Annotated in this window: 17 protein-coding genes; 10 read left to right on the top strand and 7 right to left on the bottom strand. The window is 68.6% G+C overall.

All coding sequences use genetic code 11. The annotated features are described in order from the left end of the window. The first annotated feature begins 79 nt into the window (after window positions 1–79). Both IOD14_RS22675 and IOD14_RS22680 read left to right on the top strand, forming a co-directional pair. Window positions 80–814: a hypothetical protein gene (locus IOD14_RS22675; RefSeq protein WP_249126028.1), complete on the top strand. Its 735-nt coding sequence runs from the start codon at window positions 80–82 to the stop codon at window positions 812–814. Further along, window positions 804–1523 (top strand): Fic family protein, encoded by a 720-nt coding sequence (locus tag IOD14_RS22680; RefSeq protein WP_212671344.1) that lies wholly within the window; start codon window positions 804–806, stop codon window positions 1521–1523. Before IOD14_RS22675 ends, IOD14_RS22680 begins: the two co-directional genes overlap by 11 nt. On the opposite strand, the gene IOD14_RS22685 is transcribed toward IOD14_RS22680, so the two are convergent. The 3 genes from IOD14_RS22685 to IOD14_RS22695 form a co-directional block, all read right to left on the bottom strand. After that, complete coding sequence (locus IOD14_RS22685) at window positions 1469–1957, bottom strand: MSMEG_6728 family protein (RefSeq protein ID WP_212671345.1); 489 nt, start codon at window positions 1955–1957, stop codon at window positions 1469–1471. The genes IOD14_RS22680 and IOD14_RS22685 overlap by 55 nt on opposite strands. A 522-nt stretch (window positions 1958–2479) precedes the next feature. Beyond that, window positions 2480–3199: a beta-glucanase gene (locus IOD14_RS22690; RefSeq protein WP_212671346.1), complete on the bottom strand. Its 720-nt coding sequence runs from the start codon at window positions 3197–3199 to the stop codon at window positions 2480–2482. A gap of 275 nt (window positions 3200–3474) precedes the next feature. After that, a complete protein-coding gene (locus IOD14_RS22695; protein WP_123986652.1) occupies window positions 3475–4218 on the bottom strand; it encodes a TetR/AcrR family transcriptional regulator in 744 nt (247 codons plus the stop codon). Window positions 4219–4320: 102 nt separating this feature from the next. Between IOD14_RS22695 and IOD14_RS22700 the strand changes: the two genes are divergently transcribed. Then, entirely contained in the window at window positions 4321–5994 is a 1674-nt protein-coding gene (locus IOD14_RS22700) for a carboxylesterase/lipase family protein (RefSeq protein WP_212671347.1), read from the top strand. Window positions 5995–6122: 128 nt separating this feature from the next. On the opposite strand, the gene IOD14_RS22705 is transcribed toward IOD14_RS22700, so the two are convergent. Then, a complete protein-coding gene (locus IOD14_RS22705) occupies window positions 6123–6959 on the bottom strand; it encodes a class I SAM-dependent methyltransferase (protein ID WP_212673367.1) in 837 nt (278 codons plus the stop codon). Between the two features lie 210 nt (window positions 6960–7169). On the opposite strand from IOD14_RS22705, the gene IOD14_RS22710 reads away from it, so the two are divergent. Further along, window positions 7170–7571: a DUF3592 domain-containing protein gene (locus IOD14_RS22710; RefSeq protein WP_212671348.1), complete on the top strand. Its 402-nt coding sequence runs from the start codon at window positions 7170–7172 to the stop codon at window positions 7569–7571. A 106-nt stretch (window positions 7572–7677) separates the two neighbouring features. Here the strand turns inward: IOD14_RS22710 and IOD14_RS22715 are convergent, their stop codons facing one another. Continuing rightward, a complete protein-coding gene (locus IOD14_RS22715) occupies window positions 7678–8319 on the bottom strand; it encodes a hypothetical protein (protein WP_212671349.1) in 642 nt (213 codons plus the stop codon). A gap of 325 nt (window positions 8320–8644) precedes the next feature. Here IOD14_RS22715 and IOD14_RS22720 point away from each other — a divergent pair, with 325 nt between their 5' ends. Further along, on the top strand, window positions 8645–9385 hold the full coding sequence (locus IOD14_RS22720) for an alpha/beta hydrolase (protein WP_212671350.1): 741 nt from the start codon (window positions 8645–8647) through the stop codon (window positions 9383–9385). A gap of 164 nt (window positions 9386–9549) precedes the next feature. On the opposite strand, the gene IOD14_RS22725 is transcribed toward IOD14_RS22720, so the two are convergent. Then, complete coding sequence (locus IOD14_RS22725) at window positions 9550–9693, bottom strand: hypothetical protein (RefSeq protein ID WP_212671351.1); 144 nt, start codon at window positions 9691–9693, stop codon at window positions 9550–9552. 162 nt (window positions 9694–9855) lie between these two features. On the opposite strand from IOD14_RS22725, the gene IOD14_RS22730 reads away from it, so the two are divergent. The 5 genes from IOD14_RS22730 to IOD14_RS22750 all read left to right on the top strand — a co-directional run bounded on the left by IOD14_RS22730 (window position 9856) and on the right by IOD14_RS22750 (window position 13106). Further along, window positions 9856–10437 carry a dihydrofolate reductase family protein gene (locus tag IOD14_RS22730; protein WP_123986658.1) on the top strand — a complete coding sequence of 194 codons (582 nt, stop codon included), beginning with the start codon at window positions 9856–9858 and terminating at the stop codon, window positions 10435–10437. Continuing rightward, window positions 10434–10847 carry a VOC family protein gene (locus IOD14_RS22735; protein ID WP_123986659.1) on the top strand — a complete coding sequence of 138 codons (414 nt, stop codon included), beginning with the start codon at window positions 10434–10436 and terminating at the stop codon, window positions 10845–10847. The genes IOD14_RS22730 and IOD14_RS22735 overlap by 4 nt, the downstream gene beginning before the upstream one ends. A gap of 122 nt (window positions 10848–10969) precedes the next feature. Continuing rightward, complete coding sequence (locus tag IOD14_RS22740) at window positions 10970–11785, top strand: phosphotransferase (RefSeq protein ID WP_212671352.1); 816 nt, start codon at window positions 10970–10972, stop codon at window positions 11783–11785. Window positions 11786–12028: 243 nt separating this feature from the next. Then, window positions 12029–12433, top strand: a complete 405-nt coding sequence (locus tag IOD14_RS22745) for a PaaI family thioesterase (protein WP_123986661.1) — start codon at window positions 12029–12031, stop codon at window positions 12431–12433. 28 nt (window positions 12434–12461) lie between these two features. Beyond that, the gene (locus IOD14_RS22750; protein ID WP_123986662.1) at window positions 12462–13106 is read left to right on the top strand and encodes a TetR/AcrR family transcriptional regulator; all 645 of its coding nucleotides are present in this window, start codon (window positions 12462–12464) and stop codon (window positions 13104–13106) included. 142 nt (window positions 13107–13248) lie between these two features. Here the strand turns inward: IOD14_RS22750 and IOD14_RS22755 are convergent, their stop codons facing one another. After that, window positions 13249–14679 carry an alpha/beta hydrolase gene (locus IOD14_RS22755; RefSeq protein ID WP_212673368.1) on the bottom strand — a complete coding sequence of 477 codons (1431 nt, stop codon included), beginning with the start codon at window positions 14677–14679 and terminating at the stop codon, window positions 13249–13251. Between the last annotated feature and the right edge of the window lie 530 nt (window positions 14680–15209).

The raw sequence follows: 15209 nt of genomic DNA on the forward strand, positions 1-15209 counted from the left end.
GCCGAGCCCCGGTGCCGGGAGGCCTGGGAGTGGATCGGCGGCACCAGAAACCTGCGTGACGAAGCCATGAGCCTTTGGCATGATCGGCCAGTTGTCATGCCCTGCCCGCTTCTGGAGGAACACCACGGCCATCAACTACGACCTTGCGCCGGCCTGGTTGCCATGGTCTGCCGTCGATCCCAGCCGCTTTGCCTTCGCCTTGGACGAGGCGGAAGCATCGGAGCTCACCGCAGTGATCGCCTCGATGGTGCCTGCGGACGGGGCCGGGTGGGAGGAGGGGCATCGCTTCACCGCTGAGGTGACGGCGTTCTTGGCGGCCCGGTACGGCCGGTGGGCCTGCGGGTGGCATTGGGCGATGGGTGAGGGGGGAGGTGGTGGCGTCGTCACCAACTGGTGCTGTACCTCCCACTCCGTGGGCGAGCCCGCGTCAACGGCCGCCAATGTGGTCGCGTCGCTGCGGGAGTGGCGTGACTGGCTGGAGGAACTGGAGCAGCGGTTCGAGCAGTTGGCCCCGCCCGCCGAAGCCGATGCCGAGGAACGCAGCTGGCACCTCGAACGGGCGACCACCCGACTCGTGACGGTGGTCATGGACCGAACCGGAGCCGAATGCAGCTGGTACGGGCTGTGCCGCACGGTGTTGACGTGGTTCCTGTCCTTCACAGGCGTGGGGCCGGAAGGTGCGAAGACCGCGGTCGACACCGCGATCGGCGGCCGGTTCAAGAGCTGGACCGCGCCGGCGCAAACCCTCATCGACTCGGTGGGCGAGGACCTTGCCGTGGATCTGACCGGGATACGGCCCTACCGTGACCACTGACGCCCTGGCAGCCTGGCTCAGGGTCAGGAGCCAGATCGACTGGACCTCCGCGGCCGCACGGACACCGGGCCCGGTCGAGCCCGTCGTGGACGGCCTCGCTGCCTGGTGCAGTGAGGGAGGCCGCGCCTCGGACCTCCCCCGTGGCCATCGCCTGCTCGCAGCGCTGGCTCGCTCGCGACAGGACGCCTCGCACGGGCATCCCCTCACCTGCACGCTGCTCACCAGCTGGCAGCAACTGGTCCTCGGCATGCCGGAGGTCCAGTTCCGACAAGGCGACGCCTTCGCCAAGGGCGGCCGCGAACGCTACGCCCTGACATCGCACACCGAGCGCGACTTCGAACAATGCCTGCGTGACAGCTCAGACCAGCGAGTCCCCCTGGCCTCCCGTGCGGCCAGGGCCTATCTGGACGTGATCTTCTTTCACCCGTTCCCGGACGGCAACGCCCGCCTCGCCATGCTGACCCTCGCCTACGTCCTGGAGTCCGAGGGAGTCCGACTGGATCAGGTCGGCCCCTTGCAGACCACGCGCTATGCGGACGACGCAGCCGGGGCGGCAGACCTGGCCGCCCTGATCTTCATCCTCATCCGCTCCACTCGACAGCGGGCCGGTCGGCTGAACCGCGATTTCCAGTATCCGCCCGCCCATGTCGCGGGTCACCGGCCGACGGGCGCCTGCTGCGGCCCACGGTCCGACGCCGGCCACACATAAGGCAGGTCAGCCGGTGCATCGGGGAACAACGCGGCGTACACCTCCGGTTCCTTGCGGACCAGTGCCGAGCGGTGGCTTTCGTGAAAGGCCTCGTCGCCGAGCCATGGCGGCAGTTCTCCGGCGGTGGCCAGCTGCGACTGCTCGCGCACCGCGGCGCCGGGCCGGTGCGCGGCCAGGCCGGCGACGAGCGAGGCCGCGCAGCTGTCCTGGTGCCCCTGTGCGCGCCAGGCCCGGCAGATCTCCAGGCCGTACCGCACGAGTGCCTCCTCGTACCCCGTCCACATCAGTACGGCCGGGTGCCTGCGCCAGCCGTATCCGGGGACCGTCAGGCCGCGCAGCACCTGTAGGGCCTCGACCCGCTGCTTGCCGAGCCGTCGCCGGTCCAGCAACAGGGCCGTCTCGTGGAAGTCAGGGTCGGGCAGGAAGGTCTGCATGGCTCACCTGCTCATTCCTTGCCGGGCGCGCAGACCGCGCGGTCGACAAGGCCTCGTGCGCGGAGGGGACCGGTGTACTCGACGGGCTCCTCGGCCTCCGGAACTCCTGACGGGGCAGCGCGTGATGCGACACCCGAGGCACCACGGGTGGCAGGGCCGCGCGCATCGGTCGGGTCAGCCGCGGCCATGGCGGCGCGTACATGGTCGTACGGCGCCGCTCCGGACCCGTCAGCGGGCGGGCGACAACCGCCACCCGGTTGGGCAAGGCGAGCCGGCCGGGGCATGCGGCTGCGCAAACCGAGCGGGCTGCTGCGCACGGACTGACCTTCCCTTCGTCGTTCATCGCCTCCTGAAAAGCAATTCCCTGCCGACGGGGTGTTCGGATGCGCCTGGTACCAGCCGGATGTCGAGATCCAGGCGCTCAAGACATTCAGCGTGGTGAAGGACAGTTTCACGGTGCTGTGATCCTCCCTGCCCTTTCGCCGCTTCGTCCTTGGGACCGTCGCCTGGGCACGACCGCGGTCAGGCGTCCTCCACCGGACCGCCCACGGGCCAGTCCGCCTCGGACGGGTCGTCCGACGGGTAACCCCCGAACGGCCTGGTGACCACGAGACGGCGTACCTCGTAGGACAGCTCGGCAGTCTCGGGTTCGGGGGCCGGGTGGTAACGGCCCGCGCACACCGACAGGTTGACGATGAGGTAGGCGCGCCAACCGGAGCCCACGCCCCGCCCGTCGGCGAAGATCCGCTCGCCGCCGAGGGTCCACTCCACGCTGCGCCGGCCGAAGGTCACGCCCAGATCGAGGACGGCCCCCGGACGCACCGCGTCGTGGCGGACGTAACTCTGGCCCTGCCGCACATGGTTGGTCAGCTCCAGAAGGTCTGGGTTGTCGGGGTGGTACTCAAAGACGTCGACCTCGTTGCCGCCGTCGCGCCAGGTCCAGATGGCAGGCCAGGCACCCAATTGGGTAGGCAGCCGTACGGTGGTCTCCAGGTGGTCCCCGGTGCGCACCATGAACCCCTCGGCGCTGCCCTCGGTGGTCAGCAGCCCGGCGTCCCAGAGGCCGTCCGTCCTGCGCCGGGCCCTGAACGTACCCAGTCGGGAGCAAGCAGGGTCCGCGGTGAGGTGATGGAGTTTGTTGTCGCCCTGGTTGGTCGGTCCTCCGTCCGGATAGGCCCAGGACCGGCCCGCGACCCACTGGCGCTCCGAGGAGAAGTCCGCGCTGAACGCGACGGCACCCACATGCACTCTCCCTGCTGTCAGCAACGCCCCTTTCCCCGTTGCATCTCCTGCCCCGTCCACCCGCATGCGCCGTCGGCCCACACCCGACCTGCAATTCAGTCTCCCGGGTGACAACCCACCCGGATACGCCCGGTCGCACCTGGCGTACACGCACTCGCCGCCGTAGGCCGGATGCCTGTCTGTCTGGCCGCCTGTCTGCCGGCGGGGCACGACGCCAGCACGGCACAGCGAGGACCGGCCCTGCCCGGGAGCGCCGAACACCGCGACGAATCGGGTCAGCGCTCGCGCTTTCGTCGAGCGATCAGTACCTCGATTCCGTCCAGGATCCGGGTCAGACCGAAGTCCACGTCGTCGTCGCGGATGTCGTCGTCGTATTCGCTGTTCGTCATCATGGACGCCAAGATGGGATATCCGTGTTCATGCAGGCGCGGTTGAAGGAAGCGCGCCACGGCGGCGGACTGAACCGGCGCCGCACTGCTGTTGCGCACATCGCGGCGGGCGCTGGCGATGCGCCGGGCGTAGCCGTCGAGCAGGAGCGCACACCCTAGCGATTCGGCAGGGCTCAGACCGGCGCCAGTGAGCGCTTCCAGCAGCACCTCGGTCCAGCGCAACAGGTTCGGGGTGGCGGGCGCCCCGCGGATGGGCAGGTCGGGCAGCCATGGATGTGTGTCGCACCGCTCGATCATTGCCCTGGTCCAGGTGGCGGCCGCAGCTCGCCACTGGTCGCTACCGGTTTCCAGATCCGGCGCAGGGCCCCACGCGGCCTCGGCGACGAGCACCAGCAGTTCGTCCCGCGAGCTGACGTACCGGTAGACCGCGTTGGCGGTGAGCCCCACCCGCTTGGCGATGTTCGGCATGGACAGGGCCGCGAAGCCTTCGGCATCGGCCAGCCCGACCGCTGCTTCGACGATTCCCTCAACGCTCTGCGAGGGCTTCCGGCCCAGTCGCCCCGTTTTCACGGACAGCCCCCAGGCCAGGGCGAGACCAGGTGGCAGCTGCTCATCGTCACTTGTCGGCATCAGGTCGTCTCCATGTCGCGCCCCGGGGCATTGACTTCGTGCGTCCCCCACACTTTATATTAGTGTGACCCACACACGAACTCGTTGAGGATGTGAACGTCCATGAATCTCCGTGGTCAGGGATCCTCATCCACACCACGCAGGTCGCAGATCACGGTGCGGCGCTGCTTACGTGCCCTGCTCACCGCTCTGCTCTGCGGCGCCGTGATCAGCTGTGCAGCCGGATCATCGAACGAAGCGCATCGCACCGGCGTCAGCCAAGACCGTCCTTCCACCGTGGCCAGGACGGACGCCGGCTTGGTCGAAGGTGACCTCGGCACGGACACCCGAATGTTCCAGGGGATCCCTTACGCCGCCCCGCCGGTCGGGCAGTTGCGCTGGGCATCGCCCGCGCCGCCTGCGTCCTGGTCAGGTGTACGGACCGCTACCGAACCCGGTAACCGTTGTGCGCAGGCAGCAGGCTTGATCGACCAGCGGAGCAGCACCGAGGACTGCCTCTATCTGAACGTCACCACGCCCGCGCGCGGCAGCGCCCGCAAGCTGCCGGTGATGGTGTGGATCCACGGCAACGGCTTCATCAACGGCGCCGGGAGCCTTTACGACGCACAGCGCCTTGCCCGTACGGGCAGGGTGATCGTGGTCAGCTTCAACTACCGGCTCGGTGTCTTCGGCTTCCTCGACCATCCCGCCCTCGACCGGGGTCCGGCCAAGCACCTGTCGGGCAACTTCGGCCTGGAGGACCAGCAGGCCGCGTTGCGGTGGGTGAAGCGCAACGCGGCGGCCTTCGGCGGCGACCCGGCGAATGTCACGCTCTTCGGCGAGTCGGCGGGTGGTACCAGCGTCTGCGCGCATCTCGCGGCGCCGGGGTCGGCGGGCCTCTTCCACAAGGCGATCCTGCAAAGCGCCCAGTGCACGGGACGCAAATGGTCCCCGGGTCCGGCGACCTGGTTCCCGCTGCCGCGCGCTGAGCGCGAGCGGCACGGGCTTGATGTGGCGGCCAAGGTCGGCTGCTCCGACCCGCGGACAGCAGCGGCCTGTCTGCGCGCCAAGTCCGTGGAGGAACTCGCCAGGTGGTCCGACTACGGACTCGGGTCCGGACCGACCGTCGGCGGCGGCATACTGCCCGTGAGCCCGGAACGGGCTTTCGCCACCGGCCACTTCCACCGGGTCCCCATCATCCAGGGAACGACCCGGGACGAACATCGCCTCTTCACCGCGGCCATCGAAGCCGCGACCGGCGAGACGACGACCGACGCCGGCTACCGGCAAGAGATCCACGCACTCTTCGCGCCGACCGACGCGGCCCGCGTCCTGGCCCGCTACCCTGCCGACCGCTTCCGATCCCCGGGCGAGGCGCTGTCCACCGTCGTCAGTGACTGGGCCTGGGGGTGCACGGTCCTCGACCGGGATCGGACCCTGGACCGACAAGTGCCGATCTATGCCTACGAGTTCGACGACTACCTGGCTCCCTGGTTCAGCACCCTCAAGAAGCCCAACTTCCCCACCGGGGCGTTCCACGGCAGCGAGCTGCAGTACCTCTTCGACGACGATCAGCTCCCCGGTCCGGCCACACCCGCTCAGCGTCACCTCGCGGACACGATGGTGCGCTACTGGGCCCGGTTCGCGTACACAGGCGATCCGAACGGCCACGGCGCGGCGCCCTGGCCGCGATTCGGAGCCGGCCAGCATGTCCAGTCGCTGCAACGAGGGAGGACGGGTGCGGTCGATCTCGCCCAGGAACACCAGTGCGCCTTCTGGAAGACCATCGGCGGCTGACGACAGCCGACCCGTGCAGGAAGACAGCGTGCCGATGAGGGCTGGCATGAGACCCGCGCCGAGTCGGGCCGCCGTGGACAGGACTCGGGCGTGGGGGGATCAGGCCGACGAAGGAGAGTTGGAATCGCTCATCCGAGAAATCGGGAGCCGTGTGACGGGCGGACCGCCGAGATCAGCCCGCCGGGACGCTCCTCGTCCCGCGCCGGAGTGCTGATCGGGCGGCCGTAGGCGGCAGCGCGCTCGCGCAGGGTGTGGCTGTCGGCATCCCAGCCGTGCCCGGCCAGCCAGCCCACCGGGTCGTCGGGCATCTCCGAGACCCACATGGACGACGCCGATCCCGGCGCGGCATCCACGCCGAAGCGCTCGATCACCCCGCGCGAGCCCAACGTCAGCCCCATCCGACTGCCTGCCGCCGACTGCGCGCTGATCCGGGCGAGCAGCAACTCCACCGCATCCTCGGGCAGATAGATCAGCAGGCCTTCGGCGATCCAGACGGTCGGCACGACCGGGTCGTGCCCCGCGGCGGCCAGCGCTCCTGGCCAGTCCTCCCGCAGATCCACCGCGACAGTGATCCGCTCGCAGCGCGCGACGGCACGCTCCTGGCGCAGCACCGAAGCCTTGAAGTCCAGTGGCGCGGCGGTGTCGACCTCGAACAGGCGGGTGCCCTCGGGCCAGTCCATCCGGAAGGCCCGGCTGTCCATGCCGGCGCCGAGCAGCACAACCTGCCGTACCCCGGACGCGCAGGCCTGCAACAACAGGTCGTCGAGGAACTTCGTCCGGATGACGATGGAGAACGACACGGCCAGCCGACGGCGTCGCGCGGCCTCGTCACTGAGCGGGGGCGATGAGGGCCACAGGCCGCCGGCCGCGGCGAAGGCCTGTGCCAGTGGGTCACGGAACAGAGCGTCCTCGCGCTGGGTCTCCAGCGCCCGCACCCTGGCCACACCTACCGCCGTGGCCCACACTCCCGACGGCTCAACCCGCCCCTGCTCACCTGCCACCGCACCAGCCTAGTGCTCTGACCACGTTGATTCGCCGGGGTTGGGGGTCGGGACGGTTCGATGTTGTACGACCTCCGATCCGAGCTGCAGCATCCGAGTGAACGTGCCGTCCTTGGCCCACCGGTGGAAACGACCTGTCGCGTTCGAGGGGCGCTATAGCCTGCCCGCGCGAACTTGGACCAGATCGTCATGGCGCCCTTCATCCCTGTGTCGGCGGGGCTCTCGGGTTGGTCCTTCGTGAAGGCGTGGACCAACTTCCGCCTCCTTACCCGGGGGCAGTGGATCGAGGCGGAGATCGTCTACGTCCGGGAGGACACAGACGGCGACGGCGACCCCTGTTTCTATCCCGAGGTCGCCTACACCCCTCCGAACAGCGATGAGGTCAGGGTCGAATCCAAGGTCGGCCGGCTGTATCCGATCGACTACCCAACACGGATACGTGTCCGGTACGACCCCGCCAAGCCCCGACGTGCCCGTCTGCAGGGCTACGGCGAACCTGGCCTGTTCACATGCCTGGTGGGCGGGGTCGGAGGGGCCTTCCTCGCTGTGGGGCTGTTCATGGACCTCTTCACCTGACGATCTTCCGCACCACCTGGCCGCCGACACGGGCGTAGGAACAGGTTCTCGATCAGGCTGACGTCGCCTCCTTGGTCGTGTTGGCCTGACACTGTGACGACAGCTCCTAGCAGTAGCCGTCCACCCGGGCACCGGCTGGAGTGAGGTTGGGCCAGGGCTGTCCTGCTCTGTCGGAGGCAGCGGACCGTAGGAGGTCAAGAATCGTGCACCCCGGGTAGCCCCGAAAACTCGCGTAGGCGCCCCGGTAGTAGCAGCTCCAGTAGCTCACGACCCGCCGTTGAGTACGCGCGAAGAAAGCAGGGTTGTCCACAAGGAACTGCCCGTAAGCGAGGTTGCCACAGGTGCCGGGCGTGGCGAGATCACGGAGCTCGTCGCAGATGACGACCAGGATCTCCAAGACGTACTCGCCAACCAGCTGTACGACGAAGGGGACGACCCATGGGTCCGTGGAACCAACCACCTTCTCCAGGTGGCGCTGCCTGACCATGCCGTCGCAGTGCCTTGAGTACAGGCAGTGCAGAAGCTGTTGTTGGCGCGACGAAAGCGACGCCGCCCTGTCAGCAGGCGGCTCGTCGTTGTAGAGGCGCCCCGGGATCGAAACCCGCTGGCCCTCGACAGCGACCGAGAACGAGGCATGCGACTGAATCGGAGAATCAGGCATCACCGCCAGGACTGCCTCGGCATCCCTCGCAAGCTCGGCTGGGAACGCCGTGATCAACGGATTGCTGCGGTCGGAAAGCGGCTGCACTAACCGAGCATAGGCGGATGCCTCGGCCAGGTAGCCGGCATTCGCGGACACCCGGTCATGCGCGCACCAGCCGCCTCCCAGCGGTCGGCTCCGCAGGCCCCGAGAGAGCCGTGCGGTGTCTTTGTGGAACCCGGACACACGGACTCTGTCAAAAACCGTTTGACGGGCGAGAGTCGATCGCTGTTGGATCTCGGGAGGCCGTGCAAGAAACGAGGAGGTGGTACCCGTGAACTCAGTATCGACATGGGTGCTCCCCTCCGGGGTCGCGGTCGGGCGATAGGTCGTCCGGGAGCGCCGTTCCAGCGCACTCCCGAAAGGCACGACCATGCACTTCACTTCCGAACGGCGCCTCGACGACGGCGTCCTCGAGCGCGAGTTCGCCCTCGGAGAGATTCCCGGCATCCTGTGGACGCCCGAAGCGGCATCCGCTTCCGCGGCAGTGCCACTGATCCTGCTCGGCCACCCCGGCCTCGGGCTGCACAAGATGTACCCCCGACTGGTGGCCCGGGCCCGGCACTCCGCGGCGGAGGGGTTCGCCACGGCCACCATCGAGCTCCCTGGAAGCGGGAACAGGCCCGGTTGGCCTGCCCTCGACCAGGCCCGTGCCGACCTTCGCCGGGCGATGCAGGCCGGCGAGCCGGTCAGCGACGAAATCATCGACGCCCTTGTCCTCCCGCTCGTCGACAGGGCGACCCCGGAATGGCAGGCCGCACTGGACGACCTCCTCGCACTGCCCGAGATCGGCGGCCCGGTCGGGTACTCGGGAGGAGTGATCTCCATCGGCATCCGCCTTGCGGTCGTCGAGCCGCGCATCGTGGCCGCCGGTCTCTTCGCGGGGAGCTTCGTGCCCCGTGCCATGTTCGAGGAAGCCCGCCAGGTCACCATTCCGCTGCATGTGCTGCTGCAGTGGGACGACGAAGGCAACGACCGGCAGGCGGCCCTGGACCTGTTCGACGCCTTCGGTTCCAAGGAGAAGTCCCTGCACGCCAACATGGGCGGGCACACCGGCGTCCCGCAATACGCGGGAGATGCCGCGGCCCAGTTCTTCGCACGGCACCTGAAGTGAGGGCGAGCCGTTGGACCGGCGGCAGCAGACGGTAGCTGACGTCGGCGGTATGCCGCTGATCGAGGTCAGACGTCAGCCCGCCGTGGCCGTATAGCCGTGGGCCCCTGCTGAACTCTCAGCAGGGGCCCGTGCCGCCTGGTGACCCTGGACAGCATCGCCAAGGTCTACTGGTTCCCGATCTCACCAGGATCGTCCTGCGCCCGCCCGTAGCTCCGGGCGGTGCAGTGCCGCTGCAGCCCTATGTCAACGAGCACGGCCGCCTCGTCGAAGACCTCGGGGCCACGCAGCCGGAACACGCCTCGGTTCATCCGTGCTCTCCGACTGCGACTCCCCCGCCGCTCTGGGCAACAGGCCGGCGCGTCAGACCGATGAGTTTTCCTGTTGCCGGAAGTCTGTCTTGTGACATGCCCGACCGTCGGCGGATCAGGACGTGGCGGGACCCGGTGTCACAAGGAGAGACGGAGTCCAGGATGAACAATCCGATTCGGCTGTACATGTCGATGTCGCTCGACGGCTACATCGCCGGCCCGGACGATCGGCCAGGGCAGGAACTCGGACGAAACGGCGGACGGCTGTTCAACTGGCTCGACGACCGGGAATCCGACGGTCCCAGCGGAGCTGTCTACCGCGAAGCGCTGGCGACCGGCGCGCTGATCTCCGGTCGACGCACCTTCGAACTCGCCGGACGCTGGCAGGGCGACCATCACGACGGCGTGCCGATCCTCGTCCTCACCCACCAACCGGATGAGGACGCGCCACCCGGTCACGCGCGATTCGTCACCGACGTCGAGGACTGCGCCCGTCAGGCTCGCGCCGCCGCCGGGGACCGGCCGGTGATGGTCCACGGAGCGGGTGCGGCCCAAGCGCTTCTCCGGGCAGGGCAGTTGGACGAGATGGAGATCCACCTGGTGCAGGTCCTCCTCGGTGGCGGTCGACGGCTCTTCGACCACATCGGCGACGATCACATCGAACTCGACCTCGTCCGACGGCTCGAGGACCGCGATGTCACGCACCTGCGCTACCGCGTGCGCCGACCGGGGGAAGCCGCATGAAGACGCTTTTCGTCTCCTACCGCGTCACCGACTTGGACCGTTCGCTCCGTTTCTACACCGCCCTGGGCTACGGCGAGTTGGGCCGGGTCGAGCCCGGCGACGGGAGTCGCCTCGTGATCCTCAAGTTCCCCGGCGAACCGGCGGCTTCGCTCGAACTCGTCCACCGTCCCGCCGACGGACGCGTCGACGTGGGCAGCGGCTTCGACCACCTCGCGATCCAGGTGGACGCGCTGACCGACACCCTCACGACGCTGGCCGAAGCCGGCTTGGATCCGGGGCCGGTCCAGTATCCGGGCGGACCCCACGGCCCCAAGACGTCATGGCTGACGGACCCGGACGGCTACCGGATCGAGCTGGTCGAGTGGCCGTCCGGACATCCCGACGGCATCACCGCAGCGGACTTCTCCTGACATCGTCGCGTCGCGTCGAAGGAGTGGCGACGCTCCCCCTCGGCCCTGCCCTCCGTTCAGGCAGTCGTAGAAGTCACCACGGAAAGCCGGCTGAGTCGACGCACGGCGGTAGCGTGATCGGCATGACGGCCGAGGGCGAGACCGCTGAGGGCGAAGTTCTGGTCGGTGGCATGGCGAACGCGGGCGCGGTCTTCCGCCACGGTGCTCTGGTGGAACGCCCGGCGCCGCGCACCGCGCACGCCCTCCATGCCCATCTTCGCGCGCTCCACAAGCAAGGCTTCACAGCAGCTCCGACGCCGATCCGCCTCACCGCGGACGGCCGCGAACAGCTGACCTTCATCTCCGGTGAAGTCGCTCTACCACCGTTTCCGCGCTGGGTGATGACCGAGACCGCGTTGGGATCGGTGGGCAGCCTGTTGAGGCGCCTGCACGACGCCAGTGCGGCCATCGCGGTTGACGTTTCTGCTGAGTGGCCGCGCTCGCTGGCCGACCCGGCGGGAGGAACGATGCTGTGCCACAACGACGTGTGCCCGGAGAACGTCGTCTTCCGCGACGGCCATGCCGCAGCCCTGATCGATTTCGACCTGGCGGCCCCTGGCCGAGCAGTCTGGGACGTTGCCATGACCGCCCGCTACTGGGTTCCCATGCTCGATCCCACATCCGCGGCAGTTCTCTATCCCGCGGGGCTGGATGCCCCGGCACGACTGCGGATCCTCGCCGACGGCTACGGCCTCTCCTCACAGGAGCGCGCCGAACTGCCCGGCGTCATCGAACAGGCCACCGCATCCTGCCGGGCCTTCGTGGCGGGCCGCGTGGCCGACGGTGACCCCGCCTACCTCCAAGCGCTGTCCGAGAGTGGTGGTTGGCAGCGTTGGGACCGCCTCCAGGAGTGGCTGGTGACTCACCACGAGCTGTTCAGGGCCGCCCTTTTGCGATGACTGGCCCAGAGGTCAGGGACGAGCGTCGGTCGGCCAAAGTCATCGCCCGCCGCGGCGCGGTCGAGCAGCGCGTGTGCCACGCAACTTGACGTACAGGTGGCGAGGTCGAGGCCGGGGGGGTGCGGGCAAGGGGCCCGGTTCGCCTTGTCAGACGGCCGGACGGCAGGACGGCCCGAAGTGCCGGGTTGACGACCTGAGTTAACGTCGATAACTTATCGCACTTAACTCAGATGGGAGCAGCCCGTGCCCGCACTCGCAGCCGAAGACGTCTACGCGCTCGCGCCGTACGCCAAGACCCTCGGAGTCGTGTTCGACGAGATGACGGCGGCCGGCGTTCGAGCCACGCTGGCGCACGATCTCTCGCTCTCCACGGTGGGCGGTGGCCTCCATGGGGGCGCGTTGATGGGACTGGCCGATGTGAGCGGTGCCGTGTGTGCCGCCCTCAACGGTCCGGCGGGTGCCGCACCGGCCACGGTGGAGTCGACCACGCACTTCCTTCGGCCGGCACACACCGACGTCGTCGCGACAGCTCGCCCTCTTCGCGTGGGGCGCAACACGGTCATCGAGGTCGACGTGCACGACGCCCAGGGCGAACTGTGCGCCCGAGTGACACAGGTGGTCACCGCCGTCAAGCCGAAGACATCTTGATGTCACCTTCTCTCGAAGGTCCCTTCCTGTGACCGGGTCCCGCGTTCGCGCTGCCAAGGGTCAGGGCGGGCTGCTCCGCGAGCAGCTTCTCGACATCGCCGATCAGCTGCTCGAAGACGGTGGTACCGACGCTCTGACAATCCGCGCGGTGGCCACAAGCGCGGGGGTCACTCCGCCGGCCGTGTACCTCCACTTCGCGTCGAAGAGGGAGCTGGTCCACGCCACGTGCCTGCGGGTGTGGAGTTCCCTGTTCATCGAGTTGGAAGCCGTGTCCAAGGGGATCCAGGATCCGGTGACGGCTCTCTACGAAACCTGCGTCGCCTACATCGCCTTCGGGCTTCGCCATCCCTCCCAGTACCGATTGGTGATGGATGGCGGGGCCACCGAGGCCAGTCGCCGGAACGAGGACGCGTGTTTCCGCTATTTCCGGGACAAGGTCGCGGCCTGTGTCGACGCCGGAGTGTCGGTGGAGAGCATCACCGAAACCGCCAGACTGCTGTGCTCCGGTGTTCACGGCGCGGTCAGTCTTCTGATCCATCAGGAGACTGACGTATGGCCTCCGGACACGGCTCGCTATGCCGACAGGGCGGCGTCATCAGCTGTGCACGGTGCTCTTCTCACCGCATCCCACCCATCCCGGCCGTCGATGTCCACCGTGATCCGGCCGGGCTGAGAAAGGTTCGACGACAGACCCTGGCGGACTCTGTCTGAGTCTGCAAAGCTCGCGGCCCCAACTCGGCAGATTCCCAGCGCACTTGGCAGCGCACACAGCACCGGAGCACGTCCCTCGAAGCGGTCAGCGCATCGACAGGCTGTCAGAACGGCACAGCGGGGCAGCTGGTCCCACGTGGCGGGACGGCCAGGTCGGTGAGATAGCTGTTCACGGAGTTCTCCATGCACGGGCCGCTGGTGACGCTGCCGTGGCCGTGACCCTCGTAGGTGAGGAGCACGCCGCTGCGGCCGAGCTGCCGGGCCACCGAGACCGCCCACGGGTAGCCGGTTGCGGGGTCGTGCAGCGCGTTGGACACCAGGATCGGTGGGGCACCGTGTACGTCAAGGCGGTGCTGGGGGTTGGCGGTCGGCGCGCCCAGACACGCCGCTGTCATGTGCAGCGGCAGCAGGTGAGGCAGGTCGGGCGCGGTCGTGTTCATCATGGTGACGAGGGAGGCGTAGTCCCGGTAGTCGCGCACGGGCAGGTGCCAGTCGGAGCAGAAGACCGGGGTGGCCGTAGGAAGCGGCGCTACCGAGGTGGGCGACGCGGGCAGCGGCTTGCTCGCTTCCATCCCCGCGATCGCCGTTGCCAGGCCCGCGTAATCAGCCTGGTAGAACTTCCGGAAGGCGATCTTGTTGACCAGGTCCGAGGACGACATCGAGGTGCCGGGCCTCGCCGGGTCCTCCAGCTCGCCGCGCCCGGCCCGGGCCAACAGGCCCTGCCAGACGGCGTGGACGTCGCGGCCGTGCAAAGCGCAGTCCGCGGCACGCCCGCACCACTTCACGAACTCCTGGAACGAATCCTGTGCTGTGGCCGCCTCGGCGTGAAGGAAGTCAAGGGTGGTCGGGACGCTGTGGTCAATGACGCTCTCCAACACCATCGCGCGCACGCGGCGCGGGTAGGTCTCGGCATACTGCGCGCCGAGCAGCGTGCCGTACGAGCTGCCGTGGAAGGTCAGTTTCCGCTCGCCGAGGGCAACCCGGAGAGCGTCCAGGTCCCGGACAGTCTGAGCAGTGTCAAGGTGGTCGAACACCGGCCCGGTACGGGCCCGGCAGTCGGCACGGAGCCGCTTGTTGTACGCCAGGGTGGCGTCGAAATCCGCCTGGCTCTTCAGAACCGGTGACGGCCGTTCAGCGAGCAGGGCAGTGGAGCAGGTCACCGGGTTGCCGGCGCCCACGCCGCGCGGGTCGAAGCTGACGATGTCGAACCTGCGGCGGACCTCTGGGCTGAATCGGCTGACGTTGCCCACCACCATCTGCACACCCGAGTCGCCCGGCCCACCGGGGCCGAACACCATCGAGCCGACCCGTGCGCCGGGCTCGGTGGCCTTGCGACGGGCCACCGCCAGGTCGAGTGTCGGCCCGTTCGGGTGGGCCCAGTCGACCGGCACCGACAGAGTGGCGCACTCGGCTCCCGACTTCTCCGGGCCGTCACACGGTGCCCACCGCAGGACCCCTGTGGCGGACGGCGATGCGTGGACTGCGGGAGCGACGGCGAGGCCGGTGACGACAGCCATGGCGAGTCCCCCGGCCATGGCCGTGGCCCGGGCTGCGATCCGCCGCAGTGCGGATCCGTCCCCTAACTGCATGAGTCCTCCTCGTGACGAGAGCGGTGGTGTCAGGCGTGCGGACCCGGCCGGGGCACTGTCGTCACGTTAGGCGCGCTGCCCCTCATGTGGCGCCCGCATCAGGGGCTTTTCCGGGTCGGCTCAGGGACCGGTCAGGGCAGCCGGAGCGCGGAGCGAAAGGGATCTGGGTCGAGTCAGGAGGAACTGCGTCGCTGCTTCTGTCGGCCCGTCAGCGATGTCAGGGGCGAGGCTCGGCATTCGGCCGGGAAGGACCCTTCACAGAAGTCGGTGCGGTTGCCGCCCCCTAATCGCAGCCAGCGCCCAAGCAAGTCTCCGCACGGGGGCGCAAGTCCCCTCGCTATGCGCGCCGACCTGTTCCCGCCCATTCACACTACCCACACCCCCTCTCCAGAACACCCCATGTTTCGCCTGGCGTTCCGGGGGTTGGATTGGACAATCGCCGCCGCAGGACGCGAATTTGTGTCGCAGGGCTAGAC

Origin of the sequence: Streptomyces sp. A2-16 (assembly GCF_018128905.1) — a bacterium.
Lineage (GTDB): Bacteria > Actinomycetota > Actinomycetes > Streptomycetales > Streptomycetaceae > Streptomyces.

Excerpts from the sequence above, each read along its gene's own strand:
- IOD14_RS22675 (WP_249126028.1), top strand. The coding sequence starts at position 80 with ATGATCGGCCAGTTGTCATGCCCTGCCCGCTTCTGGAGGAACACCACG.
- IOD14_RS22685 (WP_212671345.1), bottom strand. The coding sequence starts at position 1,957 with ATGCAGACCTTCCTGCCCGACCCTGACTTCCACGAGACGGCCCTGTTG.
- IOD14_RS22695 (WP_123986652.1), bottom strand. The coding sequence starts at position 4,218 with ATGCCGACAAGTGACGATGAGCAGCTGCCACCTGGTCTCGCCCTGGCC.
- IOD14_RS22700 (WP_212671347.1), top strand. The coding sequence starts at position 4,321 with ATGAATCTCCGTGGTCAGGGATCCTCATCCACACCACGCAGGTCGCAG.
- IOD14_RS22720 (WP_212671350.1), top strand. The coding sequence starts at position 8,645 with ATGCACTTCACTTCCGAACGGCGCCTCGACGACGGCGTCCTCGAGCGC.
- IOD14_RS22725 (WP_212671351.1), bottom strand. The coding sequence starts at position 9,693 with ATGAACCGAGGCGTGTTCCGGCTGCGTGGCCCCGAGGTCTTCGACGAG.
- IOD14_RS22730 (WP_123986658.1), top strand. The coding sequence starts at position 9,856 with ATGAACAATCCGATTCGGCTGTACATGTCGATGTCGCTCGACGGCTAC.
- IOD14_RS22735 (WP_123986659.1), top strand. The coding sequence starts at position 10,434 with ATGAAGACGCTTTTCGTCTCCTACCGCGTCACCGACTTGGACCGTTCG.
- IOD14_RS22740 (WP_212671352.1), top strand. The coding sequence starts at position 10,970 with ATGACGGCCGAGGGCGAGACCGCTGAGGGCGAAGTTCTGGTCGGTGGC.
- IOD14_RS22755 (WP_212673368.1), bottom strand. The coding sequence starts at position 14,679 with ATGGCCGGGGGACTCGCCATGGCTGTCGTCACCGGCCTCGCCGTCGCT.